Source organism: Bradyrhizobium diazoefficiens (assembly GCF_016616235.1).
Taxonomy (GTDB): Bacteria; Pseudomonadota; Alphaproteobacteria; order Rhizobiales; family Xanthobacteraceae; genus Bradyrhizobium; species Bradyrhizobium diazoefficiens_H.
Genome location: NZ_CP067100.1, coordinates 6,067,975 through 6,083,769, shown reverse-complemented (window position 1 = coordinate 6,083,769; position 15,795 = coordinate 6,067,975). Strand labels below are relative to the sequence as shown.

The window sequence follows — 15,795 nt, the reverse complement described above, 5'->3', positions numbered from 1 at the left end:
CGGAACGCATTTCCGTGGTTGTCCTACCCGGAAAAATCGGAAACAAGGGAGCGCAAATGACAAGGAACCGTCTCAAGGGCTGAGATCAGATGAGCACCGAAGAACTTCCCCCGCGCGAATCCATGGAATTCGACGTCGTCATCGTCGGCGCCGGCCCCTCGGGCCTGGCCGCGGCGATCCGGCTGAAGCAGCTCAACGCCGATCTCAATGTCGTCATCGTCGAGAAGGGCTCCGAGGTCGGCGCGCATATTCTGTCCGGTGCGGTGATCGATCCGATCTCGCTCGACAAGCTGATCCCCGATTGGCGCGAGGATCCCGACTGTCCGCTGAAGACCCAGGTCAAGGACGACCACTTCTACTGGATGTTCGGCGACAACCGCATCAAGCTGCCAAACTTCGCGATGCCGCCGTTGATGGACAATCATCATTGCTACATCGGCTCGCTCGGCAACGTCTGCCGCTGGCTGGCGCCGAAGGCGGAAGCGCTCGGCGTCGAAATCTATCCGGGCTTTGCCGCGACCGAGGTGCTCTATGACGACAACGGGGCGGTGAAGGGCATCGCGACCGGCGACATGGGTATCGCCAAGGACGGCACGCATAAGGATTCCTACACCCGCGGCATGGAGCTGCTTGGCAAGTACACGCTGTTCGCCGAAGGCGCGCGCGGCTCGCTGTCGAAGCAGCTGATCGCGAAATTCGCACTGGACGCCAAGAGCGAACCGCCGAAGTTCGGCATCGGCCTCAAGGAAGTCTGGCAGATCGATCCCGCCAAGCACAAGAAGGGCCTGATCCAGCACTCGTTCGGCTGGCCGCTCAACAATTCCACCGGCGGCGGCTCGTTCCTCTACCACTATGACGACAACCGCGTCGCGGTCGGCTTCGTCGTGCATCTGAACTACGACGATCCCTATCTGTCGCCGTTCGATGAATTCCAGCGCTTCAAGACCCATCCCTCGGTCCGCGACGTGTTCGAAGGCGGCAAGCGTCTCGCCTATGGTGCGCGCGCCATCACCGAAGGCGGCTATCAGTCGGTGCCGCGGCTGACCTTCCCGGGCGGGGCGCTGGTCGGCTGCGCCGCAGGCTTCGTCAACGTTCCCCGCATCAAGGGCGTTCACAACGCGATGGGCACGGGCATGCTCGCTGCCGAGCATGTCGCGGCCGCGCTTGCCGCCGGCCGCGCCAACGACGAGGTCGTCGCCTACGAGAACGCCTGGCGCGATTCCGCGGTCGGCAAGGACCTGTTCAGGATCCGCAACGTCAAGCCGCTGTGGTCGAAATTCGGTACCTTGCTCGGCGTGCCGCTCGGCGCACTCGACATGTGGACCAATCAGCTGTTCGGCGTCTCGCTGTTCGGCACGCTGTCGCACGCCAAGCCCGATCGCGCCACGCTCGATCCGGCCAAGCAGCACACACCCAAGACCTACCCGAAGCCGGATGGCAAGATCACCTTCGACAAGCTCTCCTCCGTGTTCCTGTCCAACACCAATCATGAGGAGGACCAGCCGGTCCATCTGAAGGTGGCCGACATGAACCTCCAGAAGACCTCGGAGCACGACGTGTTCGCCGGCCCCTCGAATCGCTACTGCCCGGCGGGTGTCTATGAGTGGATCGAGGAGGGATCAGGTCCGCGTTTCCAGATCAACGCCCAGAACTGCGTCCACTGCAAAACTTGCGACGTGAAGGACCCCAACGGCAACATCACCTGGGTTCCCCCGGAGGGCGGCGGCGGCCCGAATTACGAGGCGATGTAAGCCGGGCTAGCAAGCCAAGGCCAGCAAGCCAGGCCGATGTGACCAAGATTACGCGGCCCAGCCATTGTGACGCACGTTCGCGTGAGAAACCGGGCCGGGACGTGCGGCCGCGGCCACGATAAGGCCATACTAGCAGCGTCTTCGGGCACTCACGGCCGATTCGCTTGCCCGAATCCTTGCGGTGAAGCGCCAAAAGCGGCATTGTCGGCCCGACGGTTCCGGGTCCCGATGCCACCGGCCGCGTTCGCATGCGAGACGGCCCTCTGCTGCAAACCCAGGCACTACCAACTCAAGGCGAGCCCTGATGTTTTCATATCGTTTCAACCGCTGGACTGTTGCCGCCATCGCCCTCGTGGGCACAGCGATCGCGACGGTCCCCGGCGCGGTGCTGGCGCAGACGCCGGACCATCCGTCCGACACGGCGGCGCAATTTCCGACCCGGAACGATCTGAAGTCACTCACCACCGCCGGCAGCTATCTCGCCGCCCGCCATGCCAGCGTCGAGCGCGACGCGGCCTCGGCGGCTGCGTTCTACCGCTCGGCCCTGCGTTCCGACCCGAAGAACAACGAGCTGCTCGACCGCGCCTTCATCTCATCGGTCGCCGACGGTGACATCGACGAAGCGGTCAAGCTCGCCGAGCGCATTCTCACCATCGACAAGACCAACCGCGTCGCGCGCCTCGTCGTCGGCGTGCATGAGCTCAAGCTGAAGAAATACGCGACTGCGCAGAGCAACATCAACCAGTCGATCCGCGGTCCGATCACCGATCTCGTCGCGACGCTGCTGTCGGGCTGGGCCGCCTACGGCGCCGGCGATGCCAAGGGCGGTGTCGCCAGCATCGACAAGCTCGCAGGTCCCGAATGGTATCCGCTGTTCAAGGATCTCCATGCCGGCATGATCCTTGAGCTCTCCGGCAAGGAGAAGGATGCCGGCACCCGCTTCGAGCGCGCCTACAAGCTCGACGATTCCATGCTGCGCGTGACCGAGGCCTATGCGCGCTGGCTGTCGCGCAACAAGGATTCGGCTGCCGCGACCAATGTCTACCAGGCTTTCGACAAGAAGCTCGCCCGCCATCCGTTGATCGTGGAAGGCTTGCGCGAGACCAAGGCCGGCAAGAAGCTGCCGCCGCTGGTCGATTCCGCGCAGGCGGGCGCGGCCGAAGCTCTCTACGGCATCGGCGCCACGCTGACCCGCCGCGGCGGCGAGGATCTGGCGCTGGTCTATCTCCAGCTCTCGCTCTACCTGCAGCCGACCCATCCGTTGGCGCTGCTCTCGCTTGCCGATCTCTATGAATCGGTGAAGCGGCCGCAGATGGCGATCAAGATCTATGAGCGCGTGCCGGCGACCTCGCCGCTCAAGCGCAACGCGCAGATTCAGCTCGCCATCGACCTCGATTCCGCCGACCGCACCGACGAGGCAATCAAGATCCTCAAGGGCGTCACCTCAGAGGATTCCAAGGATCTCGAAGCCATCATGGCGCTCGGCAATATCGAGCGCGGCCGCAAGAAGTTCGGCGATTGCGGCGCGACCTATTCGCAAGGCATCGACGTGCTGCCGGCCGGCAACGACAAGGCCAACAGCGTCTGGTACTATTATCGCGGCATCTGCGAGGAGCGCTCCAAGCAGTGGAGCAAGGCCGAGGCCGACATGAAGAAGGCGCTCGAACTCCAGCCCGACCAACCGCATGTCCTCAACTATCTCGGCTATTCCTGGATCGACCAGGGCGTGAATCTCGACGAAGGCATGAAGATGATCAAACGCGCCGTCGAGCAGCGTCCCGACGACGGCTACATCGTCGACTCCCTCGGCTGGGCCTATTACCGCATCGGCAATTACGAGGAGGCGGTGAAGAACCTCGAGCGCGCGATCGATCTCAAGCCCGAGGATCCCACCATCAATGATCATCTCGGCGATGCTTATTGGCGCGTCGGCCGCACGCTGGAAGCCAAGTTCCAGTGGGCGCATGCGCGCGATCTCAAGCCCGAGCCGGAGGAGCTTCCGAAAATCGAGGCCAAGATCGCGAACGGCATGACCGACGACAATTCGAACTCTTCGGCCGCGCAGGCGGAGAAGAAGAAGGACGACGGCAAGGGCGGCTGATCTGGGCGCATGATCCGGAAAGTGTGCAGCGGTTTTCCCGCGACAAACGCGGAACGCGTTGCGCAGAGATCATGCGCAAAGACGAATTTTGTTCTGGGGGCTGATCGCCAATGCCGGCGTTGATTGAGGAGGGGCGCGCGAAGGTCAATCTGACCCTTCGCGTGGTCGGTCGTCGTACCGACGGCTATCATGATCTCGAAAGCGTGGTTGCGTTCGCCGACTGCGCCGACCGGCTCACGCTGGAGCCGGGCGGCGAGCTGAAGCTCACCGCCACGGGACCGTCGGCGGCCGCCTGCGGCGACACCGCCGACAATCTCGTGTTGAAGGCGGCCAAGCTTCTGGCCGAGGCCGTGCCGAACCTGAAGCTCGGCGCCTTCGCGCTCGACAAGGTGCTTCCCGTTGCCGCCGGCATCGGCGGCGGCTCGGCCGATGCCGCGGCGGCGCTGCGGCTGCTGGCGCGCCTCAACAATCTCTCGCTCGATGATCCCCGCCTGCAGAAGGTCGCGCTCGCGACCGGTGCCGACGTGCCAGTGTGCTTGCTCTCACGCGCCTGCGACATGACCGGCGTCGGCGAGCAGCTGCTGCCGCTCGCGCTGCCGAGCATGCCCTGCGTGATGGTCAATCCGCGCGTGCCCGTCGCCACCAAGGACGTCTTCCAGGAGCTGGGCCTGCGCAACGGCGAACTCCTGGTCGGCGCCACCGACGTCCTTGAAGCCCCGGCCTGGCCGGAAGCGGGCGGCTCCATCGCCGACTGGGTCGACGTTCTCGAAACCGTCGCCAACGATCTCGAAACGCCGGCGCTGCGCATCCAGCCCGTGATCGGCGAGGTGTTGCAAGCTTTGCGCAATTCCGCCGGGGTCAAGCTCGCCCGCATGTCCGGCTCGGGCGCGACGTGCTTTGCGATCTACGGCGCGCCGGCTGATGCCCATGCGGCCGCCGAAAGGATCCGGCGCGACCAGCCCGGCTGGTGGGTTCATGCGGGGACGTTGAGCTAAGCGCAACTGCCGTAGGGTGGGCAAAGCGAAGCGGGCCCACCAACTTATTCGTGCAATCGGAAGGCATGGTGGGCACGACGCTGTCGCGCCTTTGCCCCCCCTACGGCGGCAGCGCTAACCCCCCACCGTCCTCCGACAATCCCAAAAACCGGCGGATTTCACCCAGCACCTCCTGCGGCTTGTCGTGCTGCAGCCAGTGCCCGGCGCCGGCGATCGTCTCGACGTGCGCCTGCGGGAAATAGCGCTCCAGGCCTGCCGCCCTGGCGCCGGCCAGAAAACTTTCGCCGGCATTGAGCAGCAGCGTCGGGCAGGTGATGCGCGACCACAGTGCGATGTGATCATCCGGCCAGAGCCGGTGCGGCGCACTGGCGCGCTGGTAGGGATCGAACTTCCAGCTGTAGGTGCCGTCCTCGTTCTGCCGCGCGCCGTGGGTAGCGAGGTGCAGCGCGAGGTCGCGGGTGAGGCGCTTGTTGTGCAGCATCATCTGCGCGGCGGCGTCTTCGAGGGTCGCATAGCGGCGCGGCGTGCGGTCGTGCAGCTTGTCGAGCTGGCCGACCCATTTGCTGATGCGCTCATGCGCCGGCGGCTTCGCGGCATCCGGCAGCATGGTCACGCCGTCGAGGACAACCAGCTTCGCGACCTGCTCGGGGAACGTCCCCGAAAAGATCAGGCTCACCATGCCGCCCATCGAATGGCCGACGAGAGTTACTTGAGGCGCTGCGATGACGCGAACGAGCTGGGCGAGATCGTAGACATATTCGGTCAGCGCGTAGCTGCCGCCACGGGTCCAGTCGGAATCGCCGTGGCCGCGCAGGTCGGGCGCGATCACGTGGAAATGCGGTTGCAGCGACCGGGCGAAGATGTCCCAACTGCGGCAGTGATCGCGGCCGCCATGGACCAGGATGAGAGGCGGCGCGCGCTCGTTGCCCCAATCGGCATAGTGCAGCCGCAGGCCGTGCGACTCATAGAAGCGGCTTTGCGGTGCGCTAGCCATTTGCCGGCCGCCGCGCCAAAGCGAGGGAGAGGCCAAGGCCCGCGATGAAGACGCCGGAGCCCTGGGTGAGACGCCGCATCAGATGCGGCCGCCCGATCAGCGGGATGCGTGTCGCCGAGGCCATCAGCACCACCGCGACATCGGCGAGCGTGTTCAGCGTCACTGAGATCGCGCCCAGCATGATGAATTGCAGCGTGGGATTGGATCCCGCGGGATCGAGGAATTGCGGAATGAAGGCGAGAAAGAACGCCGCGGTCTTGGGGTTCAGCGCCTCGACCAGCACGCCGTCGCGAAACGCGCGCTTGTCGCCCATGGGCTCGCTCTCCAGCACGCGGCCGGCGCTTTGATACGTCCTGATGCCGAGCCAGACCAGATAGAGCGCGCCGATGAATTTGACCGCGGCGAACAGCTCCGCGCTGGCGAGGATGATCGCGGAGATGCCAAGGCTGCCCGCGACGACATGAACCAGGCCGCCCAGCGCGGTGCCGGTGGTCGAGGCAAAGCCGCTGGCGCGTCCCTCCGACAAGGTGCGTGCCGCGACGTAGAAAATGCCGGGGCCCGGAACGGCGGCAATGATCAATGCGGCGGCTAGGAACAGCCAGAAATTCGTTGCGGTCATCCTGCTTTGGTAGCGATGCCAGGGGCGATTGCAAGCCCTCTAACCCATCCTTCGGAAGATCGCGCTCGCATTCACCCCGCCGAAGCCGAACCCGTTGGAGATTGCGTGCTGCATCGGCATCGGCCGCGCGCGGCCTGCGACGATGTCGATGCCATCAGCACCCGGATCGGGATGTTCGAGGTTGAGCGTCGGCGGCGCGATCTGGTCGCGCAAGGCGAGGACAGTGAAGATCGCCTCGAGGCCGCCGGCGGCGCCGAGCAGATGGCCGGTGGCGGATTTGGTCGCGCTGACGGCGATGTTTCGGTTGCGGCCGAACAGCGCGCCGATGGCGCCAAGCTCGCTCTCGTCGCCGGCCGGCGTCGAGGTCGCATGCGCATTGAGGTGCTGCAAATCGTCCGGAGCAAGGTCGGCCTGGCGGAGTGCGATCTCCATCGCGCGGCGGGCACCGTCGCCGTCGGGCGGACCCGACGTCATGTGATAGGCGTCCGCGGTCGTGCCGTAGCCGACGAGCTCCGCGATCGGCGTCGCGCCGCGCGCCAGCGCATGCTCGAGCGCCTCGATCGCGAGGATGCCGGCGCCTTCGCCCATGACAAAGCCGTCGCGATCGCGATCGAACGGCCGCGAGGCGCGCGCGGGCTCGTCGTTGAAGGCGCTCGACAGCGCGCGCGCCGCAGCAAAACCGCCGAGGCTGACGATGTCGATGCAGGCCTCGGCTCCGCCACAGATCGCGACGTCGGCTTCGCCGGCGCGGATCATGCGCGCGGCATCGCCGATTGCCTGCACGCCGGCGGCGCACGCCGTGACCGGCGTGCCCAGCGCGCCCTTGTAGCCGTATCTGATCGAGACGTGGCCGGCGGCGAGATTGGCAAGAAACGAGGGGATCGTAAACGGCGAGAGCCGGCGCGCGCCACGCTGCGCGGTGATGCGCACGGCCTCGGCCATGGCCGGGAAGCCGCCGACGCCGGAGGCGATAATCGTCGCGGTGCGTTCCAGCGCGCGCGCGTCCTGCGGCGTCCATTTGGCCTGCGCGACGGCTTCTGCGGTGGCGAGCAGGGCGAACAGGATGAAGCGATCCATTTTGCGCTGGTCTTTTGGCGCAGCGGCATCGCCTGGGTCGAAGCCGCCCTCGGCATCGTCAGCCTTGTCAGGCACGAGGCCGGCAATGCGTGCGGGCAAGGATTGCGCCCATTCGGGCAGGGGGCGCAATCCGCTTTGGCCTGCCAGCAGCCGGCGCCACGACAATTCGACACCGTAGCCGAGCGGCGACACCGCGCCCATGCCTGTCACGACGATACGACGCATGTCAGTCTCCAGCCGGCGCGATGGCCGGGTTCATGGCTTTGAGCGAGGCGAGCCGCGCGCGCATGCCGCGGCTGGCGCGGGGGCCTGCGACGACCACCGCATCGGCGAGCGTGATCGGACGCATGTCGGTCGCATCGACGACGATCGGATCGAGCGGACGAACTTCGTCACGGTTCGCCAGCAGGATGGATTCGCCTTTTGGGGCGAGATGCTTGTTGCCCCAGGCGAGCAGCGCCACGACCACCGGAAAGAAATCCCGCGCCTTGTCCGTCAACACATATTCGTAACGTGGCGGCCGCTCATGATAGCGGCGGCGGACGAACATGCCGGTCTTGGTGAGATGGGCCAGCCGCCGCGACAGGATGTTCGGCGCGATGCCGAGGCTCTGCGAAAACTCGTCGAACTTCGTGGCGCCCTGGAATGCATCGCGCAGGATCAAAATGCTCCACCACTCGCCGACCGTCTGCACGGCGCGGCCAACCGGGCATTCCAGGATGGAGGGCGATTTGGGCTGCATGGGGTGGAAGGTAGGGAAGTAACTTGCAAAATGCAAGTCACCGGGCAGGCAGCCTCGTGATCCCGCGCGAGGAAATTGTGGGGCTGCGAAACTGTCTCTGCGATTCAAAAGGTGAATTGGCGATGACGCCTGCGCACCTTACTCCGTCATTGCGAGCGCAGCGAAGCAATCCAGAGTCTTGCCGCGGTGGCAGACTGGATTGCGCCGCTGCGCTCGCGACGACCGAGAGCGAGCTGCTCTACGTCGCGAACGCCGGGACCCATAACCACAGGGAGAGGTTTGGCGAAGAAAGACGTTCGGTACTCCCACCTACCGCGGTCGATAGAGCACGCGGTATGGGTCCCGGCGGTCGCCGGGACGACAGCGAAGGTGGGGCGAACGTGTAGCGCCTAATGCGACCTTGCCAGACAGAACGCCACCACCTGCTCCAGCGCGCTCTTCATCGGCGATGAGGGAAACAGTGCCAGCGCGTCGACGGCCATGGCGCCGTAGTGCTGGGCGCGGCTCAGCGTGTCCTCGAGCGCGCGGTGCTTGTTCATCAGCCCGATGGCGTGATCGAGATCGCTATCGCCGATCTCGCCGCGCTCGAGGGCGCGGATCCAGAAGGCGCGCTCGGTGTCGTTGCCGCGGCGGAAGGCGAGCACGACGGGCAGCGTGATCTTGCCTTCGCGAAAATCGTCGCCGGTGTTCTTGCCGAGCTTGGCGCTCTTGCCGCCATAATCGAGCACGTCGTCGACGAGCTGGAAGGCGATGCCGAGATTCATGCCGACCGAACGGCAGGCCGTCTGCTCCGCCTTGGGGCGGTTGGCGATCACGGGCCCGACCTCGCAGGCGGCGGCGAACAGCTCGGCGGTCTTGCCGCGGATCACGGCGAGATATTCGTCCTCGGTGGTCGCGGTGTTCTTGGCGGCCGCAAGCTGCATCACCTCGCCCTCGGCGATGGTGGCGGCGGCCGCCGAGAGGATGTCGAGCGCGCGCAGCGAGCCGACCTCGACCATCATGCGGAAGGCTTGCCCGAGCAGGAAGTCGCCGACCAGCACGCTGGCCTCGTTGCCCCAGAGCATGCGTGCTGAGAGTTTGCCGCGGCGCATCTCGCTCTCGTCGACGACGTCGTCGTGCAAGAGCGTGGCGGTGTGCATGAACTCGACGCTGGCAGCTAGCTTGATGTGGCCGTCGCCGGTGTAGCCGGCGAGGTTGGCCATGGCGAGTGTCAGCATCGGCCGTAGCCGCTTGCCGCCGGAAGAGATCAGATGGTTGGCGACCTCCGGGATCATGGTGACGTCGGAGCCGGTCCGCGACAGGATCGTGGTGTTGACGCGCTCCATGTCGGGAGCGACAAGGGCCACCAGCTCTTCGATCGACGCGCCGGGAGTTTCGAAAGGTACGATGACGGCCACGCCGGTCTCCAATATTTGCCCCGGAAGGGCTATTCTGATGGAAAGACAATAGAAACTGGCGGTGGATGCGGCAAGGCCTGCGGACCATTGACATTTGCCGCTTGACCCCTTTCAGGCAGGAGACCTGCGTTTTGCGTGAACTGGTTCGAACCAACGACATGGTGCTGGTGTCGGCGATCGGCGCGCTGCTCGACGGTGCCAACATCCATCATCTGGTGCTGGACCAGAACATGAGCATCATCGAGGGCTCGCTCGGCATCCTGCCGCGGCGGATCCTGGTCCATGAGGACGACGCCCAGGAGGCGAGGGCGCTCCTGACCGAGGCCGGCCTCAGCCACGAACTGCGCGGCGATGAGTGAGGCTCTGGCAGACATCACCGAGGACGCTTTTCTCGGCGGGCAGTTGCGGCTGAAGCAGAAGCGCAGCGGCCATCGCGCGGGACATGACGCCATCCTGCTCGCGGCAGCGACGGAGGCCAGGGCGGGCGACCGCGTGGTCGATCTCGGCGCCGGCATCGGCACGGCCGGGCTGGCGCTGGCGCGGCGTGTGGTGGGGATCAGGCTCGGTCTCGTCGAGATCGATCCGGAACTGGCGGAGCTTGCGCGCACCAATGCGGCAGCGAATGCGATTGCCGCCGAGACGATCGTGCTCGACGTCACCGCGGATGCGCAGGCCTTTGCGGCACATGGGCTCGTGCCCGACAGCGCCGATTTGGTGCTGATGAACCCGCCCTTCAACGACCCTGCGCGCCATCGCGGCTCGCCCGACCAGGCGCGTCAGATCGCGCATGTCGCGACCGACGCGACGCTGGATGCCTGGGTTCATGCGGCCCGGCGCATCCTCCGGTCGAATGGCGCGCTGACATTGATCTGGCGCGCAGATGGGATCGCCAATGTCCTGGCGGCGTTGTCGCGGGGCTTCGGAAGCGTCGCGATCCTGCCGGTTCATGGCGAAGCGGGACGGCCCGCAATTCGTGTGCTGGTGCGCGCGGTCAAGGGCGGTCGGGCGCCGACGCGACTGCTGCAGGGCCTGGTGCTCAATGATGAGTCACGCATGCCCAAAAAAGAGGTCAGCGATATTCTGGAGGGAAGGGCGGCCTTGCCGCTGGCGGAGTCGTGACGGCTTATTGCGGAAGCGATTCCGACTGCTGTTCCTGCGGAGCCGTTAGGCGAATCGCCATGAACAGCGCACCGATCAGCAGCATCAGCAGGTAGATTTTCATGGCGTTCTCCGCTGCCTCATTGCAGCCTCCCAACCGGAAATCTGCAAAACACGTTCCAGGCACTTCCAATGACAGTCGCGTGATAAGAAATGGTTAATCAGAGGTAACGGCATGGCCGAACAATTGAACGATCGCGAGGGTTCCGGCCTGGCCGACAAGCTCTTGCAATATCTGCCGGCGCGCTTCCGCCCTGGCGCGGCAGTGGTGCCGGTGGTGCGGCTGTCCGGTGTGATCGGGGCGGTGACGCCGCTGCGGCCGGGCATGACGCTTGCGGGCGTCGCGCGAATCTTGGAGCGGGCGTTTTCGTACCGGAACGCCAAGGCGGTGGCGCTGGTGATCAACTCGCCCGGCGGCTCGCCGGTGCAGTCGCGCCAGATCTATCTGCGCATCAAGCAGCTTGCGGCGGAGAAGAAGCTGCCGGTGCTTGTCTTCGTCGAGGACGTTGCGGCCTCCGGCGGCTACATGATCGCTTGTGCCGGCGACGAGATCATTTGCGATCCGTCCTCGATCCTCGGCTCGATCGGCGTGGTCGGCGGCAGCTTCGGTTTCCAGGAGGCGATCAAGCGGCTCGGCATCGAGCGGCGCCTCTACACCGCCGGCGCACACAAGGCGATGCTCGATCCGTTCCTGCCCGAAAATCCCGACGACGTGGCGAAGCTGAAGGCGATCCAGCGCGAGATTCACGACATCTTCATTTCGCTGGTGAAGGAGAGCCGCGGCGCGCGGCTCAAGGGCAGCGACGACACGCTGTTCACGGGCGAGTACTGGGCCGGCGACAGTGCGATCGCGCTGGGGCTTGCCGACAGCATTGGCGATCTCCGCTCAACTCTTCGTGCCCGCTATGGCGAGAAGGTTCTCACCCCCGTGATTGCCCAGCCGTCCGGTCTCTTGTCCGGCCTTTTCGGGCGGAAAGCGCCCGGCGCGGGGCAGCTTTCGGCCATGGAATCAATGACCGGGCTGCCGGACGAGCTGATCTCGGCAATCGAGACGCGGGCGATTTGGGCGAAATTCGGGTTCTAGGCACGGCCCTCCCGCGCCATTTGGTCCGGGCCGAGCCAATTGCGGCGCGGCCCGGAGTGCGCGAATATGCGCGTGGGGGCTGAGCACTCAACAAGGATCGACCGATGCCGCCGTTCGTCGCTTTCGCGGGCGTGCTGGGCGGGCTTGCCGTGGTCCGCTGGGCCTACAAGACCGCCGTCAGGATCAACCAGGAGCTGGAGGAGATGCGCCTGTCGCGCGTCGCCGAGGCCGCCCATATGGGGGACATCCAGACGCTGAAGCGTGACCCCGTGACCGGAGCTTATAGGCCGGGTTAGCACTCGCCGCGCGCAAGGTGCGCTCCCTCTCCCGCTTGCGGGGAGGGCTGGGGCGGGGGTCTCTCCTCTGGCGAGACCGCCCCAGAGGACAGAGCCCCTCACCCGGCGCAACGCGCCGACCTCTCCCGCAAGCAAGTGGGAGAGTGAGAAGCCCGCCCCTTTGCCTTGATTCCCACCCCGCCGTCGATACGGTCCCGCGCGATTCAAAACCCCCGCGAGAGCCTGATCTGACGATGGACGCCTCATTGCCCGCCCATATGCGCCCGGAACGCTCGTTCCAGGGTTTTATCCTCGCGCTCCAGCGGTTCTGGGCCGAGCAGGGCTGCGTGATCCTGCAGCCCTACGACATGGAGATGGGCGCGGGCACCTTCCATCCGGCCACCACACTACGCGCGCTCGGGCCAAAACCCTGGAACGCGGCCTATGTGCAGCCCTCGCGCCGGCCCAAGGACGGCCGCTACGGCGAGAACCCGAACCGCATGCAGCACTACTACCAGTTCCAGGTGATCATGAAGCCGTCGCCGCCGAACCTTCAGGAGCTATACCTGAAGTCGCTCGCCGCGATCGGCATCGATTCCGCCGTGCACGACATTCGCTTCGTCGAGGACGATTGGGAGAGCCCGACGCTGGGCGCCTGGGGTTTGGGGTGGGAGTGCTGGTGCGACGGCATGGAAGTCAGCCAGTTCACCTACTTCCAGCAGGTCGCCGGCTTCGAATGCGCGCCGGTGGCGGGCGAGCTCACATACGGGCTCGAACGTCTCGCGATGTATGTGCAGGGCGTCGACCGCGTCTATGATCTCAACTTCAACGGCCGCGAGGGCGATCAGAAGGTCACCTATGGCGACGTCTTCCTGCAAGCCGAGCAGGAATATTCGCGGCACAATTTTGAATATGCCGACACCGCAATGCTGTTTGACCAGTTCAAGATGGCCGAGGCGGCGTGCCGGAAATACCTCGACGCAGGATGGAAAGAGGGCAACCGCGAAGAGCATCTGATGGCGCTGCCGGCCTACGACCAGTGCATCAAGGCCAGCCACGTCTTCAATCTGCTCGACGCGCGCGGCGTGATCTCGGTGACGGAACGGCAGAGCTACATCCTGCGCGTGCGCGAATTGGCAAAAGCCTGCGGCGAGGCCTGGATCCACACTGAAGCGGGCGGAGCGGCCTGATGCCCGATCTTTTGCTTGAACTGTTCTCGGAAGAAATCCCCGCGCGCATGCAGGCCAAGGCGGCCGACGATCTGCGCCGCATGGTCACAGACAAGCTCGTCGCCGAAGGCCTCGTCTATGAGGGCGCGAAAGCGTTCGCGACGCCGCGCCGCCTCGCGCTCACCGTGCACGGAATCCCGGCGCGCCAGCCTGACCTCAAGACCGAGCGCCGCGGCCCCAAGATCGGCGCGCCCGATGCGGCCGTGCAGGGCTTTCTGAAGGCGACGGGTCTGAAATCGCTCGAGGAGGCCAAGATCCAGCGCGACCCCAAGGGCGACTTCTACATCGGCCTGATCGAAAAGCCCGGCCGCGATGCGATCGAGGTGCTGGCGGAAATCCTGCCTGTCATCATCCGCACCTTCCCCTGGCCGAAATCGATGCGCTGGGGCGCGCGCTCCGGCAAGCCGGGCTCGCTGAGCTGGGTGCGTCCGCTGCACGCGATCACTGCGACGTTCGGGATGGAGACTGAAGAGCCCGATGTGGTGAAGTTCGAGGTCGACGGCATCGAGGCCGGCCAGACCACGTACGGCCATCGCTTTATGGCGCCGGCTGCGATTTCAGTGCGTCGTTTCGAGGACTACGAAGCCAAGCTGAAGGCCGCAAAAGTCATCCTCGATCCGCAGACGCGCAAGGACATCATCTTCGCCGATGCCAAGGAGCTGACCTTCGCGCAAGGTTTCGAGCTGGTCGAGGATCAGGTGCTGCTGGACGAGGTCTCGGGCCTCGTCGAATGGCCCGTCGTCATGATGGGATCGTTCGAGGAAGAATATCTCGCGATCCCGGACGAGGTGATCCGCGCCACCATCCGCAACAACCAGAAGTGTTTTGTGGTTAGGGATCCCAAAACCGGGAAGCTGACCAACAAGTTCGTCCTCACCGCCAATATCGAGGCGGCCGACGGCGGCAAGGTCATCGTATCAGGCAATGAGCGCGTGATCCGTCCGCGCCTGTCGGATGCGAAGTTCTTCTACGAGACGGACCTGAAGACGAAGCTCGAGGATCGGCTGCCGAAGTTCGAGCAGATCGTGTTTCACGAGAAGCTCGGGACGCAGGCGGAGCGTATCAAGCGCATCGAGCGCCTCGCCGCCGAGATCGCGCCGCTGGTCGGCGCTGACGTCGCCAAGGCGACGCGCGCCGCGCATCTGGCCAAGGCGGATCTGCTGACGGAAGTCGTTGGTGAGTTTCCGGAAGTGCAGGGCCTGATGGGCAAGTATTATGCACTGGCCCAGGGCGAGGATGCCTCGGTCGCTGCTGCCTGCGAGGAGCACTACAAGCCGCAGGGGCCGACCGATCGCGTGCCGACCGATCCGATCAGCGTGGCGGTGGCGCTCGCGGACAAGATCGACACGCTGGTTGGCTTCTGGGCCATCGACGAGAAGCCGACGGGCAGCAAGGATCCGTATGCGCTGCGTCGTTCGGCATTGGGCGTCATTCGGCTGATCGCCGAGAACGCGCTGCGTCTGTCGCTCATGAACGTGGCGGGGTCGGCACTCACCGGCTTGTCGGTGAAGCCGGCTGACATGAAAAAGCTGCCGAACGATCTGCTTGCCTTCTTCGCCGACCGCCTCAAGGTCCAGCTCCGCGAGCAGGGCGCGCGTCACGATCTCGTCGATGCCGTGTTCGCGCTTGGCGGCCAGGACGACCTCTTGATGATCGTCCGCCGTGTCGAGGCGCTCGGCAAATTCCTCGAGAGCGACGACGGCAAGAACCTGCTCGCCGGCACCAAGCGCGCCGGCAACATCCTCTCGATCGAGGAGAAGAAGGACAAGCGCACGTTCGACGGCGCGCCGGATGCTGCGCTCTACAGTCTCGTTGAGGAGAAGGCGCTGGCGAAGGCGATCGGCGAGGTGAAGACCGAAGCAAGCGCAGCCGTTGCGAAGGAAGATTTCGCGGCTGCGATGAGCGCGATGGCAAAGCTGCGTCCGCCGGTCGATGCGTTCTTCGACAAGGTTCGCGTCAACGACGAGGATGCGAAGGTGCGCGAGAACCGCCTGAAGCTGCTGAACGAGATCCGCAGCGCCACACGTGCGGTGGCGGATTTCTCGAAGATCCAGGATTGATCTCCTGCCCGGGACGCAGCGCAGCGCCTCTTGGCGGTGCGCTGCAGAGCCGGGCCCATGCCGCCTCGTGCTCACAGCTTCTGGATCCCGGGTCGCGCTTCGCTTGCCCGCGACACGAGAAAAAAGCCCCGCCCGGCGGGGGGAAGACCGGGCGGGGCCTGATGTCCGATTACACTGCTCGCGCCAGCCTGATTGATGTGGCGCGCCGGACATCGAGCTGAACTCGTGTCGGGTTGAGCTCTAAGGCATGATCCGGAAAAGTGCGCAGCGGTTTTCCGGAAAGGTCATGCTCAAACAAAGAGCCAAAGCGCGA

General features: G+C 65.2%; 14 protein-coding genes. 9 read left to right on the top strand and 5 right to left on the bottom strand.

The features are described from left to right. Positions 1-89: 89 nt before the first annotated feature. From JJB99_RS28955 to JJB99_RS28945, 3 genes are all read left to right on the top strand, one after another. Positions 90-1,751: an electron transfer flavoprotein-ubiquinone oxidoreductase gene (locus JJB99_RS28955; protein WP_200495645.1), complete on the top strand. Its 1,662-nt coding sequence runs from the start codon at positions 90-92 to the stop codon at positions 1,749-1,751. A 304-nt stretch (positions 1,752-2,055) separates the two neighbouring features. Further along, on the top strand, positions 2,056-3,852 hold the full coding sequence (locus JJB99_RS28950) for a tetratricopeptide repeat protein (protein ID WP_200495644.1): 1,797 nt from the start codon (positions 2,056-2,058) through the stop codon (positions 3,850-3,852). Between the two features lie 110 nt (positions 3,853-3,962). Then, complete coding sequence (locus JJB99_RS28945) at positions 3,963-4,847, top strand: 4-(cytidine 5'-diphospho)-2-C-methyl-D-erythritol kinase (protein WP_200495643.1); 885 nt, start codon at positions 3,963-3,965, stop codon at positions 4,845-4,847. Between the two features lie 100 nt (positions 4,848-4,947). On the opposite strand, the gene JJB99_RS28940 is transcribed toward JJB99_RS28945, so the two are convergent. The 5 genes from JJB99_RS28940 to JJB99_RS28920 all read right to left on the bottom strand — a co-directional run bounded on the left by JJB99_RS28940 (position 4,948) and on the right by JJB99_RS28920 (position 9,676). Further along, a complete protein-coding gene (locus JJB99_RS28940; RefSeq protein ID WP_200495642.1) occupies positions 4,948-5,841 on the bottom strand; it encodes an alpha/beta fold hydrolase in 894 nt (297 codons plus the stop codon). Continuing rightward, positions 5,834-6,460 (bottom strand): LysE family translocator, encoded by a 627-nt coding sequence (locus JJB99_RS28935; protein WP_200495641.1) that lies wholly within the window; start codon positions 6,458-6,460, stop codon positions 5,834-5,836. The genes JJB99_RS28940 and JJB99_RS28935 overlap by 8 nt, the downstream gene beginning before the upstream one ends. Positions 6,461-6,499: 39 nt before the next feature. Then, a complete protein-coding gene (gene fabF, locus JJB99_RS28930; RefSeq protein ID WP_200495640.1) occupies positions 6,500-7,762 on the bottom strand; it encodes a beta-ketoacyl-ACP synthase II in 1,263 nt (420 codons plus the stop codon). 1 nt (position 7,763) lies between these two features. Further along, positions 7,764-8,279 carry a winged helix-turn-helix transcriptional regulator gene (locus JJB99_RS28925; protein ID WP_200495639.1) on the bottom strand — a complete coding sequence of 172 codons (516 nt, stop codon included), beginning with the start codon at positions 8,277-8,279 and terminating at the stop codon, positions 7,764-7,766. A gap of 389 nt (positions 8,280-8,668) precedes the next feature. Continuing rightward, entirely contained in the window at positions 8,669-9,676 is a 1,008-nt protein-coding gene (locus tag JJB99_RS28920) for a polyprenyl synthetase family protein (protein ID WP_200495638.1), read from the bottom strand. 131 nt (positions 9,677-9,807) lie between these two features. Here JJB99_RS28920 and JJB99_RS28915 point away from each other — a divergent pair, with 131 nt between their 5' ends. From JJB99_RS28915 to glyS, 6 genes are all read left to right on the top strand, one after another. Then, positions 9,808-10,035 (top strand): DUF2007 domain-containing protein, encoded by a 228-nt coding sequence (locus JJB99_RS28915; RefSeq protein ID WP_200495637.1) that lies wholly within the window; start codon positions 9,808-9,810, stop codon positions 10,033-10,035. Further along, positions 10,028-10,795, top strand: coding sequence for a tRNA1(Val) (adenine(37)-N6)-methyltransferase (locus JJB99_RS28910; RefSeq protein ID WP_200495636.1), 768 nt, complete (start codon positions 10,028-10,030; stop codon positions 10,793-10,795). The genes JJB99_RS28915 and JJB99_RS28910 overlap by 8 nt, the downstream gene beginning before the upstream one ends. Before the next feature lie 214 nt (positions 10,796-11,009). Beyond that, positions 11,010-11,918 (top strand): S49 family peptidase, encoded by a 909-nt coding sequence (locus JJB99_RS28905; protein ID WP_200495635.1) that lies wholly within the window; start codon positions 11,010-11,012, stop codon positions 11,916-11,918. Positions 11,919-12,022: 104 nt separating this feature from the next. After that, entirely contained in the window at positions 12,023-12,214 is a 192-nt protein-coding gene (locus JJB99_RS28900; protein ID WP_027558178.1) for a hypothetical protein, read from the top strand. Between the two features lie 233 nt (positions 12,215-12,447). Next, complete coding sequence (locus JJB99_RS28895) at positions 12,448-13,383, top strand: glycine--tRNA ligase subunit alpha (protein ID WP_200495634.1); 936 nt, start codon at positions 12,448-12,450, stop codon at positions 13,381-13,383. After that, entirely contained in the window at positions 13,383-15,482 is a 2,100-nt protein-coding gene (glyS, locus tag JJB99_RS28890; RefSeq protein WP_200495633.1) for a glycine--tRNA ligase subunit beta, read from the top strand. Before JJB99_RS28895 ends, glyS begins: the two co-directional genes overlap by 1 nt. Positions 15,483-15,795: the final 313 nt, after the last annotated feature.